Source organism: Bacillus sp. AFS055030 (assembly GCF_002574545.1).
Taxonomy (GTDB): domain Bacteria; phylum Bacillota; class Bacilli; order Bacillales; family Bacillaceae_G; genus Gottfriedia.
On record NZ_NUGT01000022.1, the window covers coordinates 16,179 to 36,160 of the forward strand.

Below are 19,982 nucleotides of genomic sequence, written 5' to 3' on the forward strand. Positions count from 1 at the left end.
CACATTCATTGGGGTACATTTTTCTTATGAGTTAATTATGATACAATAGCAAAAAAGTAAGTGTTCATAAGAAGGTGAGAATAGTGAAATTAATGGTGAAGGCTCCCGCGAAAATAAATCTTTCATTAGATGTAGTAGGGAAAAGAAGCGACGGATATCATGATGTAAAAATGATCATGACAACGATCGATTTAGCTGATCGAATTGAATTAGAGCTTATTCAAGAAGATAAGATTGTCGTTACATCACATAATCGTTACGTACCAGATGATCAACGCAATTTAGCTTATCAAGCTGCAATGCTACTCAAAGAAATGTTCGGAGTTAAATTAGGAGCGCATATTTTTATAACAAAAAATATTCCTGTAGCTGCTGGTTTAGCTGGAGGTAGCTCAGATGCAGCGGCCGTACTGAGAGGTCTAAATAAGCTTTGGAATTTAAATTGTTCGTTGGATGAATTGGCGGTAATTGGTTCAAAAATCGGGTCGGATGTATCGTTTTGTGTTTATGGCGGAACTGCTATTGCTACAGGTCGTGGCGAAAAGATCAAACATATTGATACACCACCACCTTGTTGGGTTATTTTAGCGAAACCAACACAGGGCGTTTCAACAGCTACTGTTTATCAAAAGCTAAAATTAGATAATATTCAGCATCCTGATGTAGATCGTATGGTCGATGCCATATCGAATAAAAATTACGATGAAATTTGTCTATCTTTAGGAAACGTATTAGAAACTGTTACACTGCAACTACACCCTGAGGTTGCAATGATTAAAGATCAAATGAAACGCTTTGGTGCAGATGCCGTTTTAATGAGTGGAAGTGGTCCTACGGTGTTCGGATTAGTTCGCCATGATTCTAGGATGAATCGCGTTTATAACGGTCTAAAAGGTTTCTGCGATCAAGTATACGCCGTTCGGATGTTAGGTGAAAGGGAAAAACTTGATTAAATACGAATATTATTATAAAATTTTTATAAAATATTCGTGATTTGAGGTGCTGCATGAAAATTAGAAGAAGCTCTCGTCTTGTAGGTATGACACACTATTTGTTGCATCATCCACAACAATTAGTATCATTAACTTTTTTTGCTGATTTATATGCGTCTGCTAAATCATCTGTCAGTGAGGATTTAGGTATTATTAAGCAAACGTTCGAACAGCAAGGTATTGGGACACTATTGACTGTCCCAGGAGCAGCTGGTGGTGTAAAGTATATTCCTAGTATTAGCAATCAAGAAGTAAATACAGTAATTGAAGAATTATGTGATCTACTTCAAAAACCAGACCGAGTGTTGCCTGGTGGATACTTGTACATGACTGATATATTAAGCAATCCTAACTATGTTAATAGTGTAGGACGTATGTTTGCATCAATATTCAGTAATCAAAAAATAGATATCGTTATGACAATCGCAACAAAAGGAATTCCTTTAGCGTACGCAGTTGCAAATTTTTTAAATGTACCAGTTGTAATTGTTCGTCAAGATAACAAGGTTACAGAAGGATCAACAGTAAGTATTAACTACGTATCTGGATCAACAAAACGTATACAAACAATGTCATTGGCAAAAAGAAGCATCGAGGCAGGTTCAAATGTTTTAATTATCGATGATTTCATGAAAGCTGGTGGAACGGTTACTGGGATGAAAAATTTACTGAAGGAATTTCAGGCAAATGTTGCAGGAATTGGTGTATTAGTTGAAGCAGTAAATATTGAAGAAAGATTAGTTGAAGATTATATATCACTTGTAAAGTTATCTGAGGTAAATGAAAGAGAACAGCTTATTCGTGTCGAAAGAGGCAATTTCCAAGAAGAGTCATTTATTAAAACTGAAAACTGATAGTTGCTTATTGAATAAGCTACCTAAATATAGTGAAGAAGGGGAAGATACATAATGCAATTAATTCATACTGATCATGCACCAAAAGCAATTGGACCATATTCTCAAGCAATAATCGCTAATGGATTATTATACACTTCTGGTCAAATTCCATTAACTGCAGAGGGAAATCTTGTAGAAGGTGGAATTCAAGAACAAACAAAGCAAGTGTTTGCGAACCTTAAGGCTGTTCTAGAAGAAGCTGGTACAGACTTGTCAAAAGTTATTAAAACAACTGTATTTTTAAAAGACCTAACAATGTTCGTTGAATTTAATGGTATATACGAAGAATTTTTCAATGGACACAAGCCTGCAAGAAGCTGTGTGGAAGTTGCAAGACTACCTAAAGACGTGCTAGTTGAAATCGAGTGTATCGCAGTTGTATAAGCCAAAAACCTGAAACTTTTTCAGGTTTTTTTATATTCGTTAAAATCCAATTAAAATATTCCGATAAATAAGTTGAGGACTTTAATTTAGTAAACATTTGTAAAAATTAAATAATTTAAATAAAAAATTTTCCAAAAAGAAGGAAATTATTGATAATTGTTGAAACTTACTAATTATGGTTTAAGTTGATAAAGGTGGTGAACAAGATGGAAGTGACAGACGTAAGACTACGCCGCGTAAATACGGAGGGTCGAATGAGAGCTATTGCATCGATTACATTAGATCATGAATTTGTTGTTCATGATATTCGCGTAATCGATGGTAATAACGGTTTATTTGTAGCAATGCCAAGTAAACGTACTCCGGATGGAGAGTTCCGTGATATCGCTCATCCGATTAACTCTTCAACTCGTAGCAAAATACAGGATTCTGTATTAGCTGAATATCACCGAGTAGGTGAGTTGGAAGAAGACTTTGAAGAAGCAGGTGCTTCTTAAAAATATGACCAAAAAGAACCCATTAATGTATAATGGGTTCTTTTTTTATGGTATAATAAAATGGATGTATTTTGTGGAAAAATATTAAAATTAGCATTTTGAGCTAACAGGTATAGGTATTTAGATTGATGGAGGATGACTATGTCAAGTAAATATGCGATTGTTCTAGCTGCAGGAAAAGGTACTAGAATGAAATCAAAATTATATAAAGTACTTCACCCTGTTTGTGGGAAACCTATGGTTCAACATGTTGTAGACCACGTAAAATCAGTAGGTGTACAAAATATTGTAACCGTTGTAGGTCACGGAGCGGAACTAGTTAAAACACAAATAGGTGATCATAGTGAATATGCTCTACAAGCTGAGCAATTAGGTACTGCACATGCTGTTATTCAAGCAGCGCCAATGTTAAAAGATAAAGAAGGCACTACTTTAGTAATTTGTGGTGACACACCTTTAATTTCACCAGAGACAATTCAAGCGTTATTCGACGAGCACGAAAGATTAAAGGCAAAAGCTACAATATTAACAGCCCATCTTGAGGATTCAACTGGTTATGGTAGAATAATTAGGGGCGAAAATGGGTCTGTATTGAAAATTGTTGAGCATAAGGATGCAAGTCCTGAAGAGCTAACAGTTCAAGAAATAAATACAGGTACATATTGCTTTGATAATAAAGCATTATTTGAAGCATTAAGCGAAGTAAATAATAATAACGCTCAAGGTGAGTATTACTTACCAGATGTTATAGAGATACTAAAAGCAAAGGGCGAAATAGTAGCTGCATATAAAACGGCAAATTTCGATGAAACATTAGGTGTAAATGATCGATATGCATTATCTATTGCAGAATCAATCATGCGCAAAAATATAAACAAAAAGCATATGTTGAACGGTGTAACGATTATTGATTCAGCTAGCACATATATCTCGGCAGATGCAAAAATTGGTTCTGATACAATTATTTACCCTGGCACAATGATCTATGGAAATAGTATAATTGGAACGGGTAGTACAATAGGCCCAAATACTGAAGTTATCGATAGTGAAATTGGTAATGATACAGTGGTTAAACAATCTGTTGTACATGAGAGTAAAATTGGTCATTCAACTACAGTGGGACCATTTGCTCACATTCGTCCGGCATCAACTTTAGGTGATGAAGTTCGAATTGGTAATTTTGTTGAAACTAAAAAAGTTACTTTTGGTAACGGAAGTAAAGCATCACATTTAAGCTATATTGGTGACGCGGAAATTGGTCAAGGTGTTAATCTTGGTTGTGGCTCAATCACTGTGAACTATGACGGTAAGAATAAGTTTAAAACAACGATAGAAGACAACGTCTTTGTTGGGTGTAATTCAAATTTAATTGCACCTGTAACGGTTAAAAAAGGTTCATATATTGCAGCAGGTTCAACGATTACTCATGAAGTTCCAGAAGATTCACTAGCAATTGCAAGAGCAAGACAAGTGAATAAAGAAGGTTACTATAAAAATTAATTATAGACAAAAGAAAAGAAAAAAAGCGGAGGGTACACGAAACATGCCTAATCATTATCCAGACAAGCATTTAAAAGTATTTACTCTAAACTCGAATCCTAAATTAGCAGAAGAAATTGCAAAGCACATTGGTGTAGAGCTTGGTAAATGTTCGGTTTCTCGTTTTAGCGATGGCGAAGTGCAAATTAACATAGAGGAAAGTATCCGTGGTTGTGATGTGTTTATCATTCAATCAACAAGTTTCCCTGTAAATGAAAGTATTATGGAATTATTAATTATGATTGATGCTTTAAAACGTGCATCAGCTAAAACAATTAACATCGTAATTCCTTATTATGGTTACGCTCGTCAAGATCGTAAAGCTCGTTCACGTGAGCCGATTACATCAAAATTAGTTGCAAATCTTCTTGAAACTGCGGGTTCAACTCGAGTGATTACACTTGATTTACATGCTCCACAAATTCAAGGATTCTTTGATATTCCGATTGATCACTTATTAGGTGTACCTATCCTTTCAGATTACTTTAGAAAAAAACAGCTTGAAGATATCGTAATTGTTTCTCCTGACCATGGTGGAGTAACAAGAGCTCGAAAAATGGCAGATCGCCTAAAAGCTCCGATTGCTATCATTGATAAACGTCGTCCAAAACCAAATGTTGCTGAAGTTATGAACATCATCGGTAATATTGATGGTAAAACGGCTATCTTAATTGATGATATTATTGATACAGCGGGTACAATTACACTTGCTGCTAATGCATTAGTAGAGCATGGTGCAAAAGAAGTATATGCATGTTGTACACATCCTGTATTGTCTGGACCGGCAATTGATCGTATCGAAAACTCTTGTATTAAAGAATTAGTTGTAACAAATTCAATTTGTCTTACTGAAGATAAAAAGACTGATAAACTTGTTGAATTATCAGTTGCTGGCCTATTAGGTGAAGCGATTATTCGTGTATATGAAGAGCAATCAGTAAGTACTTTATTTGATTAATATAAAAATTACATCTTTGCTTTAAAAATTATAAGAGGACGTAACCAGAAGTGGTTACGTCTTTTCGCAATATAACCAAGTGAGTTAGAATGGAGGATCATGAAATGAAGTTGTTTGTAGGATTAGGCAACCCAGGTAGAGAATATGAAAGAACGCGACATAATATCGGGTTCATTGCAATCGATGAATTAGCTCACCGATGGGGTTTATCGTTAACCCAACAAAAATTTAATGGAATTTATACTTCAGGAATTGTGGACGGAGAAAAAGTTTTCTTATTAAAACCTTTAACATATATGAACTTGTCAGGTGAATGTGTAAGACCATTCATGGATTACTTCAATATTGAAATAGAAGATCTTGTTGTCTTATATGATGAAATGGATATTCCAACAGGGAAGTTACGTTTACGTACAAAAGGAAGTGCCGGGGGGCATAATGGTATAAAGTCATTAATTCAGCACTTAGGAACTCAAGAATTCCAACGTATTCGAATTGGTGTTGATCGTCCGTCAAATGGAATGAGTGTCGTTAATCATGTATTATCAAACTTTTTTGAAGAAGAAATTGCAGAAGTAGTTGCTGGCGTAAAAAGAGCTGCAGATGCATGTGAATATTTTTTAAAGCATTCATTCGTGGATGTAATGAATCAATATAATAAAAAATAAAAAACAGGAATTTAAGCTTTCACATTGAATAAGTATAGTTAGTACAATCCATACTGTATATATGAATTTTTTTGTAGTATGGAGGAAGTAATGGAAGTATTAGATTGTCAGTGTCGGTATTGTAAAAAACAAATGGGTAGTATTGAAAAACAACAATTGTTACAAGTTTCATCTTCGTATTGTCATTCTTTCGAGGAAGAATTAAGCGATTTTGTAAATTTTATTCAATCTCCTAATCAAGTAATTTATATTGTGTGCGAGGATTGCGAAATGACTCTATCTGAGTTTCCACATTATCATGAATATAAGAATTTCATAAATTAAATTGCCTTTGGTTTATAACTGAGGCGTTTTTCTGTTTTTTTCTAGACTCTGTTAAGATTTAGTATGTTTAGCTATGAATGATACTTAAAATGATAAAGTTAAAAAAATTATAAATATAAACTTCAACTAAGATTAATGTTACTTAGATTGACTGTTAGGGGAGATTGACTTCGTGATTGGTTTAATTGAACAATTTAACCAGTATAAAGATATTAAGAAAGTAATAAGTGGCCTAAAAAATGGGCTAAGAGAACAATTGGTTACAAATTTAACGGGGTCTGCGAAAACGTTGCTTTCTGGAGCCGTTTTTAAAGAAACTGGGCAAACTCAGTTAATTGTGACAAATAATCTTCTTCAAGCTCAAAAAGTATCGGAAGACTTAAAATCGGTTGTTGGGGAAGATAAAGTTTTTTTATATCCTGCAAATGAATTGATTGCTTCAGAGATTGCAGTATCAAGTCCGGAGCTTAGATCACAAAGACTAATTGCGTTAAATAGTTTGATGTCAAAAAAACCGTCGATAGTCGTTACGCCTGTTTCTGGATTAATTGGCTATTTGCCATCTCCAGAGTTATGGTCTAACAACCAGATCAATTTTGAAATTGGTGAAGAAATCGACTTATCGAATTTGATTTCAAAGTTTGTTCAAATGGGCTATGAACGTGTTGGGATGGTTGAAAGTAAAGGGGAGTTTAGCGTACGCGGAGGAATTCTAGATATTTATCCGCTAACGTATGAAGACCCTATTCGAATTGAGCTCTTTGACACAGAAATCGACTCAATCCGTTCGTTTTCTCCTGATTCTCAAAGATCTATTACAAAATATGAGAGTGTCCATATTGGTCCGGCGACTGAAAGGATTATTTCAAAAACTGATTTGCAATTAGGCGTTCAACGAATCGAACAAGCATTCAAAACAACTCTATCAAAAATAAGTGATCAACAAGTAAAAGAGTTATTGGTTGAAAAGGTAACTTATGATCTTGAACAACTAAAACAAGGGCAATTGATTGATCAAATATACAAATATTTTGGTCTAATCTATGAAAACCAATTTAGTTTACTAGATTATGTTCCTATGGAAACTGTCGTTGTTATTGATGAGATTTCGAGGGTTCATGAAATTGTAGAGCAGCTTAAAAAGGATGAAGCAGAGTGGTATACATCCTTACTAGCTGAAGGAAATGCATTACATGGAGTAAGTTTTTCACATGACTTTTTTGATTTACTGCAATCAAGAAAGCGCCAACAAATTCACACGAGTCTTTTTCCAAGAAGAGTACCTCATACGCATCCTGAACAGGTAGTCTCAATTCAATGTAAATCGATGCAAGAGTTTCATGGACAAATGAATCTGTTGAAAAATGAATTAGATCGTTGGAAGAAAAATAAATATACCATTGTTATGCTCGGCGAAAGTGAAGAAAGAACAAGTAAAATTGAAAATATATTAGCAGATTATAAAATTGAGGGTAAAATTGTTTCTTCACTGGAACAAATAAAAAATGGTGAAGTATACATTATGAAAGGTGATCTCCGTTCTGGGTTCGAACTTCCTTTAGAAAAATTTGTTCTCATAACAGAGCGTGAGTTATTCACAAAAAAAGCTAAGAAGAAAAAAAGAGTCAATACAAAATTATCAAATGCAGAACGAATAAAAAATTACTCAGAATTAAAAGTTGGAGATTATGTTGTTCATGTAAATCATGGTATTGGTAAATTTTTAGGAATTGAAACACTAGAGATTAATGGAATTCATAAAGATTATTTACATATTCGATATCATGGTGATGATAAATTATTCGTACCGATTGAACAAATTGATCAAGTACAAAAGTATGTTGGATCTGAAGGTAAAGAGCCAAAGATTTATAAGCTTGGTGGGACTGATTGGAAAAAAGTTAAGAAGAAGGTTGAAGGTTCAGTTCAAGATATAGCTGATGACTTAATTAAGCTTTATGCAGAACGCGAAGCATCAAAAGGCTATGCATTTTCACCTGATGGACTCGAACAACAAGAATTTGAAGCTTCATTCCCTTATCAGGAAACTGACGATCAACTTAGATCAATTCAAGAAATTAAAAAGGATATGGAAAGAGAACGTCCAATGGATCGACTGCTTTGCGGTGATGTAGGATACGGAAAAACAGAAGTAGCTATTCGAGCGGCTTTTAAAGCAATTGTTGAAGGTAAGCAAGTTGCTATACTAGTTCCTACTACAATTTTGGCACAGCAGCATTTCGAAACATTAAGAGAGAGGTTTCAAGATCATCCAATTAATATCGGTCTGTTAAATCGTTTCCGAACTCGCAAGCAGCAGCTTGAAACGATGAAAGGCTTAAAAGAAGGTTCTGTCGATATAGTAGTTGGAACACATCGTCTATTATCAAAAGATATTGTATATAAAGATTTAGGACTTTTAATTATTGATGAAGAGCAAAGATTCGGTGTATCCCATAAAGAAAAAATAAAACAACTAAAAGCAAATATAGACGTTTTAACGTTAACAGCAACTCCAATACCTCGTACATTGCATATGTCGATGCTAGGAGTAAGAGATTTATCAGTTATTGAAACACCGCCAGAAAATCGTTTTCCAGTTCAGACATATGTAGTTGAATATAATGCTGCATTAGTGAGGGAAGCGATTGAAAGAGAGCTTGCTCGAGATGGACAAATTTATTTCTTATATAATCGAGTGGAAGATATTGAACGTATGGCTGAACAGATTTCAATGCTTGTACCAGATGCAAAAGTAGCTGTAGCTCATGGTCGAATGAATGAAGGGGAACTAGAATCAGTTATGTATGCCTTTTTAGATGGCCAATATGACGTATTAGTCAGCACGACGATTATCGAAACAGGTGTAGATATTCCTAATGTTAATACATTGATTGTATATGATGCAGATCGAATGGGGCTATCAACTCTTTATCAATTAAGAGGGCGCGTAGGACGTTCGAATAGAGTGGCATATGCTTACTTCACATATAAACAAGATAAAGTGTTGACTGAGGTTGCCGAGAAGCGTCTGCAAGCAATTAAAGAATTTACAGAACTAGGTTCAGGTTTCAAAATCGCTATGCGTGACTTATCAATACGAGGTGCAGGGAATTTACTAGGTGCACAACAGCACGGATTTATTGATTCGGTTGGTTTTGATTTATATTCTCAAATGTTAAAAGATGCAATTGAGCAGCGTAGAGGCGTTAAGAAAGAAGATACCATTTCAATTGAAATTGACATTGAAGTAGATGCTTATTTACCTGATACGTATATTCAAGATAGTAAGCAAAAAATTGAGATGTACAAGCAATTTAGACGTATTGAAACTTTTGAAGAATTAAATGATTTACAAGATGAATTAATGGATCGTTTTGGTGATTTCCCGCTAGAAGTTGGCTATCTATGTCAAGTTGCTCATATTAAACTTTTAGCTATTGCAGAGAAGATTGAACTGATTAAACAAGTTAAATCAGAAGTAAGTGTCTATTTTTCTGAAAAGGCAAGTGCTAATATCGATGGCGGGAAGTTGTTCCAACTATGTAACTCATTCGGTCGAGGTATTGGCTTAGGAATGGATGGATCAAAATTAAAAGTAACACTAGACGTTAAAGGAAAAAATCCAGCTGACTGGCTTACTACACTAGAAGGTTTAATTAATGGGTTAAAGAACGTTAAAAAAGAGAGCGTAAATGCTTAGGAACATAATCTGAATGGCTGCTTTAATATTGCGATAAAGTATTTATAAGTTACCAAAAAGTGCTTATAGTACTATATTTTTAGTAAAGGTGTTAAAAAATCTCACTTATTTTGTATAGAACTTTCGTTGTGTAGGATACTATCATTAATTAAGGGTGACCTTACCTCATTGTCACTCGGATATCTTTCATCAACGTAGACATGCAAGTAAGTGAGGAGGCGCTTTACAAGTATGAAAGCAACAGGTATTGTTCGTCGAATTGACGATTTAGGTCGAGTAGTAATACCAAAAGAAATTAGGAGAACTTTACGGATTCGTGAAGGTGACCCATTAGAAATATTTGTGGACCGAGATGGAGAAGTCATTTTAAAGAAATATTCACCAATTAGTGAATTAAGCGATTTTGCGAAGGAATACGCTGATGCACTTTACGACACACTTGGACATACTGTCATAATAAGTGACCGAGATTCTGTTGTAGCAGTTGCAGGGGCTTCCAAAAAAGAATACTTAAACAAAAACATTGGTGATATTATCGAGAAAACGATGGCAGAGCGTAACTCAAAAGTAGTTAGCGATCCTGGGGAAGCTTCATTTATCGAAAGTGTAATTGAAAAATATCAATCCTATGCAGTAGGAGCAGTCATCGCAAGTGGGGATCCAATTGGAGCTGTTGTTATCTTTTCAAAAGATAAAACTATTTCCGAAGTTGAAAAGAAAGCGATCGATACTGCTACTAATTTCTTAGCTAGACAAATGGAGCAATAATCATATATGAAGTAAACATGGACCAGTGAGGAATAATACCTTAACTGGTCTTTGTTTTTTGAGGCTATTAACGACAGGATACACCTTTAAACAAAACCACTACTTGCCAAATTTGGGAAAGGGAGGGTTTTTCTTTTGGCAACTCTTTACATAAGCCCTAATTATGTAATACATTAAAGGGTGAACCGTCTAACAAAGGAGTTGTTATCCTTTTGCAAAAAGCCAAGCAAAAAGCAGCCCTACAAGGGGCATTGTTCATAACGATAGCATCATTATTATCGAAAGTATTAAGTGCGTTTTATAAAATTCCGTATCAAAATATTGCCGGCGATTTAGGTTATTATATTTACCAACAGGTATATCCAGTCTACGCGATTGCTCTAGCTTTTTCTACATATGGCTTTCCATTAGTTTTATCGTCTTATGTTGCTGAAAGATTGGCGAAAAAAGATGACAAAGGGGCTAAAGAATTGGTTTATGCAACATTTATGATGTTGTTAGTCATTGGGTTGTTGTGTTTCTTTACTTTATACATAGGAAGTAATAGTATAGCAAAGTTTATGCGTGATGATCACCTAGCGATGTTAATCCGTGTTGTTAGTGTTGGCTTTTTATTTGTTCCAATAACTTCAGCATTTCGAGGATATTATCAAGGTTTAGGTGATATGGGACCTACTTCAGTTAGTCAGGTGATTGAGCAATTAATCCGAGTTATTACGATTTTAGTCTTATCTCTTTATTTAATGCAAACGACCGACAATCTTTATATTGTAGGTGCAGGGGCTGTTTCAGGTTCGATACTAGGTAGTATAGCAGCGATAATGTACTTCTTTTATTGGGTTTCTTTTCGTGGCTCTGGATTAACCATACCATCATTCGGTTTACTAAAAACCTATCGTTTAGAATTAAAAACAATTTTGTATCAAGGGATCTTACTAAGCTTAAGTAGCTTAGTACTTGTATTCATTCAGTTTATCGATTCACTCACTTTTTATCCGTTACTAGTACAATATGGATATCATGTTGAAGGTGCTAAGCTAGTAAAGGGTATATATGACCGTGGATTTCCGCTAATTCAATTAGGCTCTGTCATTGCTTCATCGTTTTCACTTGCTTTAATTCCGTACTTATCTAGTGAATTAGTTCGCAAAGAACATCTTTCTATTAATAATCGAATCTCAGGTGCCATTAGAGTAAGTATTGTAGTAGGTGCAGCAGCCACAATTGGTTTAATTTCAATTATTCATCCAACCAATATAATGCTTTATCGAAATGATTTAGGGACGGATGTCCTTGCTGTTTTATGTATATCGATTTTCTTTGCAGGTGTATCAATTACGACATCTTCAATCGCGCAAGGATTAGGTAAAAGTTTAATCCCGGCTTTAAATGTAATTGCTGGAGGATGTGTTAAATTTATTGGAAATGTTATTTTAATGGAGCAAATTGGATCAAAAGGAGCAGCTTATTCAACAGTATCTGCTTTAATTATTGTTACGATTTTGAACTTAGCTTATATATATAAATTGTCAAAAGTAACATTTTTTGACGTTCAGTTTATTGGAAAATTACTAGTATCTGTAGCCATTATGTATGGTTGTGTATATGGTTATGAGTACATTTTTGAAAAATATGCAATGTTTATTAATCCGCTCCGTTTAAGAATGTTAGTCGAGGCACTATCTTCAGCGGTTGTAGGTGCAATCGTATTTGCGGTTGTGTTAATAAAAATTAAGTTATTTACAGTAGAAGAGCTATGCTCAATCGTTAAAAGCAAAAAACTGCAGAAATGGCTTTCTTAAAAGAACAGGAGGATCAAAATGAACAAGATTACAGTTTTAGGTTTAGGAGCAGGTGACCTTAATCAGCTTCCGTTTGGTATTTATAAATTGTTACAAAAAACTGACAATCTTTATTTACGTACAAAAGACCACCCTGTTATAAGTGAATTAGAAACAGAAGGATTAACATTCCTGTCATTCGATGAAATATATGAAAAACATGATCGCTTTGAAGAGGTTTATCAAGAAATTGTTCAACTATTGGTGAAAGCCTCTGAAAATGCGGCAATTACATATGCTGTTCCAGGCCACCCACTTGTAGCGGAAAAAACTGTTCAGCTTTTAATAGAGCTTGCAGAAAAAGGCAATATTCAGCTAGATATCAAAGGTGGACAAAGCTTTCTAGATGCAATGTTTACTAGTTTGAAGATTGATCCAATCGAAGGCTTCCAGTTTGTTGATGCAACAGACTTAGAAGAGGAATCGATTACATTTAGACAGCATTTAATCATTTGCCAAGTTTACGATCAAATGACTGCCTCACATGCGAAATTAAAGCTAATGGAGCAGCTTCCCGATGATTATGAAGTCGTAATTGTTACAGCAGCAGGTAGTTCGCATGAAATAATAAGAAGAGTACCATTGTTTGAGTTGGATCGTGATACATCCATCAATAATTTGACAAGTGTTTATGTACCGCCAGTTAAAAATGAAGAGGATCTATATCATCAATTTGAAACACTTCGCTCAGTCATTGCAACCCTAAGAGGCCCTAATGGATGTCCATGGGATCAAAAGCAAACCCATGAATCGCTGAAGAAGTATTTATTAGAAGAGGCTTATGAGCTACTTGAAGCAATCGATGAAGAAGATGACGATCATATTATTGAAGAGCTTGGAGATGTATTACTTCAAGTCATGTTACACGCCCAAATCGGAGAAGATGAAGGTTACTTCTCAATCCAAGACGTAATTCAAGGATTAGTGAGTAAGTTAATCTATCGTCACCCGCATGTATTTTCAACAGTTCATGTGAATGATGAGGAAGACGTATTAAAAAATTGGCAAGAATTAAAACAAGCTGAAAAAGGACATGTAGTTGAGTCGGTTCTTTCAGGCATACCAAAGGATCTTTCAGGATTATTAAAAGCAGAGAAACTGCAAGGCAAAGCTGCGAAAGTAGGGTTTGACTGGAAGGAACTACCGCCAGTGGTAGATAAGGTTAAGGAAGAGTTAACCGAAGTTCTTGATGCCATCAAATTGAATGATCAATCTAAAATGGAAGCGGAACTTGGTGATTTGTTATTTAGTATTGTTAATTTAGCACGTTTTATTGATGTAAACCCTGAAGAGGCGATTTTAAAAACTAATATGAAATTTACAAATCGTTTTCAATATATTGAATCAAGACTTCGTGAAATAAATAAGACATTTTCTGATGTATCTCTTGATGAAATGGATGAGATATGGAATGAAGCTAAAAAATATGAATAATGTCTAATTGAATGAGAATTGAGGAGAATAAATTATGAGACTTGATAAATTTTTAAAAGTATCGAGAATTATTAAGCGTCGTACTCTTGCTAAAGAAGTAGCTGACCAAGGAAGAATAACGATTAACGGAACAGTTGCAAAAGCATCAACAGAAGTTAAAGTAAATGATGAATTAAAAATTCGTTTCGGACAGAAAATTGTTACAGCAAAAATTAATTTACTTAAAGAGACCGTTCGAAAAGAAGAAGCAGATTCAATGTATACGATCATAAGTGAGGAAAAACTGTCAGATAGCTTGTTCTAAAAAAGTTGTCCCTTCATATACTTGTACAAATAACACTGTATTAGGAATCGATTTACTAGAGGTACAGTTTATGTAAATGGAGGGACTAGTATGAATAATCCGTATGAGCTAAATGCCAAAAATACAAGCCAAATAATCGAGCAAGATTTATCGTTAAAAAGTAGAAGATATCTTGAAATTACTGGAGTTAAACAGGTTGAGAGCTTTGATAGTGAAGAGTTTCTATTAGAAACAGCTTTAGGTTTTTTGCATATTAAAGGTCATAATTTACAAATGAAAAACCTCGATGTAGAAAAAGGTCATGTAGCAATAAAGGGAAAGATTAATGAACTTTGTTATATTGACGAATACAATTCAGGGAAAGCTAAAGGAATCTTTAGCAAGCTATTTAAATGAGCTTAAACGTTCAGTTCTACTCAATGATAGCGATGGTTGGTATGGGTGCATATCTTGGTATGGCACTAGATACATACCATCGTTTTTTATATCGAGGTACTCGTAATCGATTGATTGTATTTGCAACTGATATTTTATTTTGGGTTTTTCAGGCTCTATTAGTTTTTTATGTATTATACTTAGTTAATGAAGGTGCACTCAGGTTTTATTTACTATTAGCCTTATTATGTGGTTATGCGGCATATCAAAGTCTTTTTCGAACGATTTATAAAAAATTATTAGAACTTGTTATTAAGCTGGTTATTAGCCTTTACCGCATTATTGTCAAGTTAATCGTAATATTTATTGTAAAACCTATAAAGTGGATTATTCAGGTAATAATCATTATTCTTTTGTTTATTTATGGACTCCTTATTCGACTAATCCGTTTAGTTTACAACGTTGTACTATCAATTCTTTTGTTTTTCGGCAGAGTATGTTGGTTTTTTGTGCCAAAACGAGTCAAAAACTATTTAATGCAATTTAAAGGAGTTTTCGGAAAATTCAAGAATATCTTCCTTACTACTATTAAAAAAGTAAAGAACCTTTTAGATAGGAGGAAGAAATAGGTGGAACATGCGAGAAAGTTGGATTTAACTAGACAAGTTCAAGATAAACAAAATATTACTTTAGTTGAGGAGCGTAGTGTTAAGCCTAGGAGAAGGAGTTTTAAAAAGTTTTTAGTGCGTATTTCATTATTCTGCTTTTTAACTGTCCCCCTATTTTTTTTATTACAGTCTCATTTAGAAACACAACAACATGTATATTCAACTAAAGTAAAACAATTGAAACTAGCAAAGGCTGATCTAAAGAAAACAAAGAGTTCGGTAGAAGATTCGAAGCGTATGATTGAACAATTAAACGATGATCAATATATTATTGAGTTAGCTAGAAAGAATTTATTTTTTTCTAAAAAGGGAGAAATAATTTTTCCAAATATCAAGTAATTATCGTTTCATTGACACTTGTTTTTATAATTTTATATAATATAGTAAATCCAGTTAAACATTTTTAAGGAGGAGCATTTTTTTTATGTCAATTGAGGTAGGCAGCAAAGTTAGTGGGAAAGTTACAGGAATTACAAATTTTGGTGCTTTTGTTGAGTTACCAGAAGGAGTAACTGGACTTGTTCACATTAGTGAAGTAGCTGACAACTATGTTAAAGATATTAATGAACATTTAAAAGTTGGCGATGAAGTAGAAGTAAAAGTAATCAATGTTGAAAAAGACGGTAAAATCGGCCTTTCAATTAAAAAAGCGAAAGAACGTCCACCAGTAAAAGAGGGAGAGCGTGAGCAAAGACCTCGTCAAAGCAGACCTTCATATGGAGGCGGCGGTGGTGGAAACCGTGGAAAAAATCAAAACCGTTCAGATCAACGTCCGGTTAAAGAAACATTTGATCAAAAAATGAGTAAATTTTTAAAAGACAGTGAAGATCGTCTAGCTTCATTAAAACGTAACACAGAATCTAAACGTGGTGGTCGTGGAGCTCGTCGAGGCTAATTTCCTACCTTGTCAGGACATAAATAGGTATATAGAACACGCACTCTTTGATGGGGTGCGTTTTTGTATGAAAAAATAATAAAATAACATTTAAAAAAACTGTTGACGATAAATTAGTACCATGATATTATAAATCTTGTCGTTTAAAGATAATGGCGGTGTAGCTCAGCTGGCTAGAGCGTACGGTTCATACCCGTGAGGTCGTGGGTTCGACTCCCTCCGCCGCTACCATTCCCTTTAACGGCCCGTTGGTCAAGTGGTTAAGACACCGCCCTTTCACGGCGGTAACACGGGTTCGAATCCCGTACGGGTCATACAAAAACGTTTAGTCTCTTTAAGAGAGGCTAGGCGTTTTTTTTTTTGCCCTGAGAGTTGGTATATAAGACGTTGTTATGGTTGTAAATGTGGTAAGCTCTTCTTTAGAAAGCAATTCGTTTGTCTCCAGCTATAAAAAAGGCTCAATCGATCATAGCGATTTAAAGTAAAGTTTTAATGAAACGAGCGAGATTTTCGGGGTATCTCATATGACAGCAATTAGAAGGTTTGTCAGATTTCAAGGGAATAAATTGTCATCATGGGCATGAGCCTTTCATTTGAAGCTGTTGTTCATGAAGCGTTAGTGGAAACCAGTAAAAGGGTAAAGAAAATGAATCGAAGGATATTCTTAAAACGAAAGAAGCAATCGAATCGTTCTACTAAGAAGTAAAAGAAATTGATATTCCAAAATTTAACCGAGTAATAAAAACGTTATAAAACTGGCAAAATGAAGTATTCAATTGTTTTGCATATTACGAGTCAAATGGTTTCTTGAATAAATAACGAATCATACAAAAGTCATAAAAAGAAACGCTTTTGGATTTAAGTCCTTCAAGCGCTTTCGATCAAAGATAGTTCTAGCGCATCAGTATTAGATATTGGAAATTATATTGGATGAAGTGAATGGTCATCTCACCTAACATTTTACATAAACTTTTTTCTAGGAACATGTATCCATCCTCTTAATCCTATTCTTCATTCCAACTGTTCTCTCTTTATTCTGAATTTCGATTGACATAAAATTTAATAATTGCGTTTCTTTTACCCTATTAGAGAAATTATGCTGCAAGCTTTCCTCATATTTTGTAAAACAGTTGTACGTAGATGCTTTTTCCGTCGAAGAAAACTTTTTTTTGCCTTTGTCATTTTGACATATTCCTTCAATTGGACAAGTTAAAATATGTTCAATAAACCAAATCGGATGAGGTGGAAATATGACGAAACTACAAAGAGGATCTTCTAATTCTTCAGCAAGCTTGGTCCCTACGAATGGATTTCAATCAGTATTTCGGCAATCTTCTAAATCAATTAAATCCAAATTAGAGCGAGCATTCTTTGACTTTGGGCTACTAATCTTTTTAACGGGATTTTTATTAGGACGAGCGTTGATACTATCTCATATACTCCCGTTTGTATTACCGTTTTTTGCCTCAGTTTATATGATGAAGCGCGAGCGAACAGGAATAGCCTTTGTTGCTCTTATGATCGGTTCATTAACTGTGTCAGTTGAAACGGTTAGTTATGCATTCGCCACAATTATCCTATTTTTTATCCTTAATATATTCTTCGCTAGAGTTAAGAGACATTATATAGGTCTTGTACCTTTTCAAGTTTTTTTATCCGTATTTATTAGTCACCTATTAATTGCATATGCTTTTCAACAAGAAGTTCTGATGTATGATGTTTTGATGGCTTCAGTTGAAGCAGGGTTGAGTTTTATTTTAACGATGATCTTTTTCCAAAGTGTACCTTTACTTGCGGTTCCTAAAAGAAAACAGCTTTTAGGTGTTGAAGAAATCGTATGTTTAGTTATTCTTTTAGCTTCGGTTGTGACGGGGACAACTGATTGGTATATTCAAGATTTATCTATTCAGCATATCGTTACTAGATATATTGTCTTGCTATTTGCCTTTGTAGCGGGTGGAACGGTCGGTTGTACAGTAGGAGTTGTAACGGGTCTTATACTAAGTCTAGCCAGTGTTTCAAGTCTATATCAAATGAGTCTATTAGCATTCTCTGGCCTACTTGGTGGCCTTCTTAAAGAAGGAAAAAGATTAGGTGCGGCAGCCGGACTATTAATAGGGACATGCCTAATCAGCTTTTATGCTGAGAAACAGTCAGATATCATTTTTTCAATCATTGAATCTGTGATTGCGATTGTCTTATTCTTAATTACCCCATCATTCCTACTAAAACAATTGGCTAAACTAGTACCGGGAACAGAAGAACACTCTACAGATCAACAACAATACTTGCGTAAAATCAGAGATTTGACAGCTAATCGAATTACTCAATTTTCAAACGTGTTTGAAGCTTTATCTGCAAGTTTTTCACAGCCTAGTCAGTATGCACAAATTGAAGACGAATTAACTGATGAAGAACTGTTCATTTGTAGTATTTCAAACAAGTGCTGTAATAGTTGTATGAAAAAGGACCATTGCTGGTCAAACAACGGAGACCGAACATATCAATACATGGAAAATATGATGCATTTAGTTGAAAAGGATCAGCTCATTAAAAATGGCCAATTTATGAGAGAGTGGGAAAAATATTGCCAACGTTCTTCAAAAATGGCAGATTTGATGAAGCAAGAGGTTTTCTACTTCCGTGCAAATCAAAGACTTAAAAAACAAGTGCAAGAAAGTAGAAGATTAGTGGCAGAGCAATTGCGCGGGGTTTCAAAAGTTATGGTCGATTTTGCAAAAGAAATTCAACGAGAAAAAGAAAACCATCAATTACAGGAAGATCAAATCTTACAGGCTTTATTAAACTTTGGAATTGACGTTAGCCAAGTAGAAATTTATAACTTAGAGCAAGGTAATATTGATATAGATATATTAATACCGTTTGAAAACGAGTATGGTGAATGCCAAAAGTTAATCGCGCCGATTCTATCAGATATTTTAAAAGAGACAATTGTTGTATTAAAAGAAGAGGCAGCTACAATACCAAATGGAGGTAATTACTTAGTTACTTTTGGATCAGATAAAGCCTTTGTTATTGAAACCGGGGTTGCAACTGCAGCTAAAGGTGGAGGCTTTATTTCAGGAGATGCATTTAAAATAATGGATGTAGGAGCAGGAAAGCATGCTATTGCAATTAGTGATGGAATGGGAAATGGAGAGCGAGCACATATTGAAAGTAATGAGACACTAAAACTACTTCAAAAAATATTAAACTCAGGTATTGAAGAAACAGTCGCTATTAAATCGATTAACTCGATTCTATCTTTACGTACTACTGAGGAAGTGTTTGCTACATTGGATTTAGCAATGGTTGATTTACACGATGCTTCAGCAAAGTTCTTAAAAATTGGTTCGTCGCCAAGTTTTGTGAAACGAGGCAAGCAAGTTATTAAGATTGAAGGGAGTAATTTGCCAATCGGGATTATTGATGAATTTGATGTAGAAGTAGTAAGTGAGCAATTAAAAGCTGGAGACTTATTAATTATGATGAGTGATGGTATTTTTGAAGGACCAAAACATGTTGAAAATTACGAAATGTGGATGAAACGTAAAATAAGTGAATTTGAAACAGATGATCCACAATCAGTAGCAGAGCTGTTACTGGAGGAAGTAATTCGTTCGAATACAGGTGATATTAATGATGATATGACGGTCGTGGTTGCGGTTGTTAAACGAAACTTGCCAGAATGGTCGTCTATCTCATCATATAGTGCGATGGCATAGTAAAATAAAAT

The 19,982-nt window shown here is 34.6% G+C and carries 18 protein-coding genes and 2 tRNA genes; all 20 read left to right on the forward strand.

The annotated features are described in order from the left end of the window. Positions 1 to 83: 83 nt before the first annotated feature. Positions 84 to 953: a 4-(cytidine 5'-diphospho)-2-C-methyl-D-erythritol kinase gene (ispE, locus tag CN925_RS10540; RefSeq protein ID WP_098846213.1), complete on the forward strand. Its 870-nt coding sequence runs from the start codon at positions 84 to 86 to the stop codon at positions 951 to 953. Positions 954 to 1,006: 53 nt separating this feature from the next. Then, positions 1,007 to 1,846, forward strand: coding sequence for a pur operon repressor (gene purR, locus CN925_RS10545; protein ID WP_098846214.1), 840 nt, complete (start codon positions 1,007 to 1,009; stop codon positions 1,844 to 1,846). Between the two features lie 54 nt (positions 1,847 to 1,900). Next, positions 1,901 to 2,272, forward strand: a complete 372-nt coding sequence (locus CN925_RS10550) for a RidA family protein (RefSeq protein WP_098846215.1) — start codon at positions 1,901 to 1,903, stop codon at positions 2,270 to 2,272. A 206-nt stretch (positions 2,273 to 2,478) separates the two neighbouring features. Further along, the gene (gene spoVG, locus CN925_RS10555; RefSeq protein WP_056474486.1) at positions 2,479 to 2,769 is read left to right on the forward strand and encodes a septation regulator SpoVG; all 291 of its coding nucleotides are present in this window, start codon (positions 2,479 to 2,481) and stop codon (positions 2,767 to 2,769) included. Positions 2,770 to 2,910: 141 nt separating this feature from the next. Further along, positions 2,911 to 4,269: a bifunctional UDP-N-acetylglucosamine diphosphorylase/glucosamine-1-phosphate N-acetyltransferase GlmU gene (gene glmU / locus CN925_RS10560; protein WP_098846216.1), complete on the forward strand. Its 1,359-nt coding sequence runs from the start codon at positions 2,911 to 2,913 to the stop codon at positions 4,267 to 4,269. Between the two features lie 43 nt (positions 4,270 to 4,312). Then, positions 4,313 to 5,266, forward strand: coding sequence for a ribose-phosphate diphosphokinase (locus CN925_RS10565; protein WP_069033957.1), 954 nt, complete (start codon positions 4,313 to 4,315; stop codon positions 5,264 to 5,266). A gap of 104 nt (positions 5,267 to 5,370) precedes the next feature. Then, positions 5,371 to 5,934, forward strand: coding sequence for an aminoacyl-tRNA hydrolase (pth, locus tag CN925_RS10570; RefSeq protein WP_098846217.1), 564 nt, complete (start codon positions 5,371 to 5,373; stop codon positions 5,932 to 5,934). Between the two features lie 90 nt (positions 5,935 to 6,024). After that, positions 6,025 to 6,258, forward strand: coding sequence for an anti-sigma-F factor Fin (locus tag CN925_RS10575; protein ID WP_180232930.1), 234 nt, complete (start codon positions 6,025 to 6,027; stop codon positions 6,256 to 6,258). A 172-nt stretch (positions 6,259 to 6,430) separates the two neighbouring features. Continuing rightward, entirely contained in the window at positions 6,431 to 9,961 is a 3,531-nt protein-coding gene (gene mfd, locus CN925_RS10580; protein WP_098846219.1) for a transcription-repair coupling factor, read from the forward strand. Between the two features lie 231 nt (positions 9,962 to 10,192). Continuing rightward, positions 10,193 to 10,729: a stage V sporulation protein T gene (spoVT, locus tag CN925_RS10585; protein WP_098846220.1), complete on the forward strand. Its 537-nt coding sequence runs from the start codon at positions 10,193 to 10,195 to the stop codon at positions 10,727 to 10,729. 212 nt (positions 10,730 to 10,941) lie between these two features. Next, positions 10,942 to 12,531: a putative polysaccharide biosynthesis protein gene (locus CN925_RS10590; RefSeq protein ID WP_098846221.1), complete on the forward strand. Its 1,590-nt coding sequence runs from the start codon at positions 10,942 to 10,944 to the stop codon at positions 12,529 to 12,531. Positions 12,532 to 12,549: 18 nt separating this feature from the next. Further along, positions 12,550 to 14,004 carry a bifunctional methyltransferase/pyrophosphohydrolase YabN gene (gene yabN, locus CN925_RS10595; protein ID WP_098846222.1) on the forward strand — a complete coding sequence of 485 codons (1,455 nt, stop codon included), beginning with the start codon at positions 12,550 to 12,552 and terminating at the stop codon, positions 14,002 to 14,004. Between the two features lie 34 nt (positions 14,005 to 14,038). Next, complete coding sequence (locus tag CN925_RS10600) at positions 14,039 to 14,308, forward strand: RNA-binding S4 domain-containing protein (RefSeq protein ID WP_098846223.1); 270 nt, start codon at positions 14,039 to 14,041, stop codon at positions 14,306 to 14,308. A gap of 90 nt (positions 14,309 to 14,398) precedes the next feature. Beyond that, the gene (gene yabP, locus CN925_RS10605; protein ID WP_056474457.1) at positions 14,399 to 14,704 is read left to right on the forward strand and encodes a sporulation protein YabP; all 306 of its coding nucleotides are present in this window, start codon (positions 14,399 to 14,401) and stop codon (positions 14,702 to 14,704) included. After that, on the forward strand, positions 14,701 to 15,312 hold the full coding sequence (yabQ, locus tag CN925_RS10610; RefSeq protein ID WP_098846224.1) for a spore cortex biosynthesis protein YabQ: 612 nt from the start codon (positions 14,701 to 14,703) through the stop codon (positions 15,310 to 15,312). Before yabP ends, yabQ begins: the two co-directional genes overlap by 4 nt. Then, positions 15,313 to 15,690: an FtsB family cell division protein gene (locus tag CN925_RS10615; RefSeq protein ID WP_098846225.1), complete on the forward strand. Its 378-nt coding sequence runs from the start codon at positions 15,313 to 15,315 to the stop codon at positions 15,688 to 15,690. It begins immediately after the preceding gene. An 85-nt stretch (positions 15,691 to 15,775) separates the two neighbouring features. Further along, positions 15,776 to 16,246, forward strand: coding sequence for a S1 domain-containing RNA-binding protein (locus CN925_RS10620; protein ID WP_056474447.1), 471 nt, complete (start codon positions 15,776 to 15,778; stop codon positions 16,244 to 16,246). Between the two features lie 154 nt (positions 16,247 to 16,400). Continuing rightward, positions 16,401 to 16,477: transfer RNA gene (locus CN925_RS10625), tRNA-Met, on the forward strand. 11 nt (positions 16,478 to 16,488) lie between these two features. Beyond that, positions 16,489 to 16,560, forward strand: a tRNA-Glu gene (locus CN925_RS10630). Positions 16,561 to 17,496: 936 nt separating this feature from the next. Next, entirely contained in the window at positions 17,497 to 19,971 is a 2,475-nt protein-coding gene (spoIIE, locus tag CN925_RS10635) for a stage II sporulation protein E (protein ID WP_098846226.1), read from the forward strand. Positions 19,972 to 19,982: the final 11 nt, after the last annotated feature.

Coding starts and splice junctions, on each gene's coding strand:
- purR (WP_098846214.1), top strand. CDS start 1,007: ATGAAAATTAGAAGAAGCTCTCGTCTTGTAGGTATGACACACTATTTG.
- CN925_RS10550 (WP_098846215.1), top strand. CDS start 1,901: ATGCAATTAATTCATACTGATCATGCACCAAAAGCAATTGGACCATAT.
- spoVG (WP_056474486.1), top strand. CDS start 2,479: ATGGAAGTGACAGACGTAAGACTACGCCGCGTAAATACGGAGGGTCGA.
- glmU (WP_098846216.1), top strand. CDS start 2,911: ATGTCAAGTAAATATGCGATTGTTCTAGCTGCAGGAAAAGGTACTAGA.
- CN925_RS10565 (WP_069033957.1), top strand. CDS start 4,313: ATGCCTAATCATTATCCAGACAAGCATTTAAAAGTATTTACTCTAAAC.
- pth (WP_098846217.1), top strand. CDS start 5,371: ATGAAGTTGTTTGTAGGATTAGGCAACCCAGGTAGAGAATATGAAAGA.
- CN925_RS10575 (WP_180232930.1), top strand. CDS start 6,025: ATGGAAGTATTAGATTGTCAGTGTCGGTATTGTAAAAAACAAATGGGT.
- spoVT (WP_098846220.1), top strand. CDS start 10,193: ATGAAAGCAACAGGTATTGTTCGTCGAATTGACGATTTAGGTCGAGTA.
- yabN (WP_098846222.1), top strand. CDS start 12,550: ATGAACAAGATTACAGTTTTAGGTTTAGGAGCAGGTGACCTTAATCAG.
- CN925_RS10600 (WP_098846223.1), top strand. CDS start 14,039: ATGAGACTTGATAAATTTTTAAAAGTATCGAGAATTATTAAGCGTCGT.
- yabP (WP_056474457.1), top strand. CDS start 14,399: ATGAATAATCCGTATGAGCTAAATGCCAAAAATACAAGCCAAATAATC.
- yabQ (WP_098846224.1), top strand. CDS start 14,701: ATGAGCTTAAACGTTCAGTTCTACTCAATGATAGCGATGGTTGGTATG.
- CN925_RS10620 (WP_056474447.1), top strand. CDS start 15,776: ATGTCAATTGAGGTAGGCAGCAAAGTTAGTGGGAAAGTTACAGGAATT.
- spoIIE (WP_098846226.1), top strand. CDS start 17,497: ATGACGAAACTACAAAGAGGATCTTCTAATTCTTCAGCAAGCTTGGTC.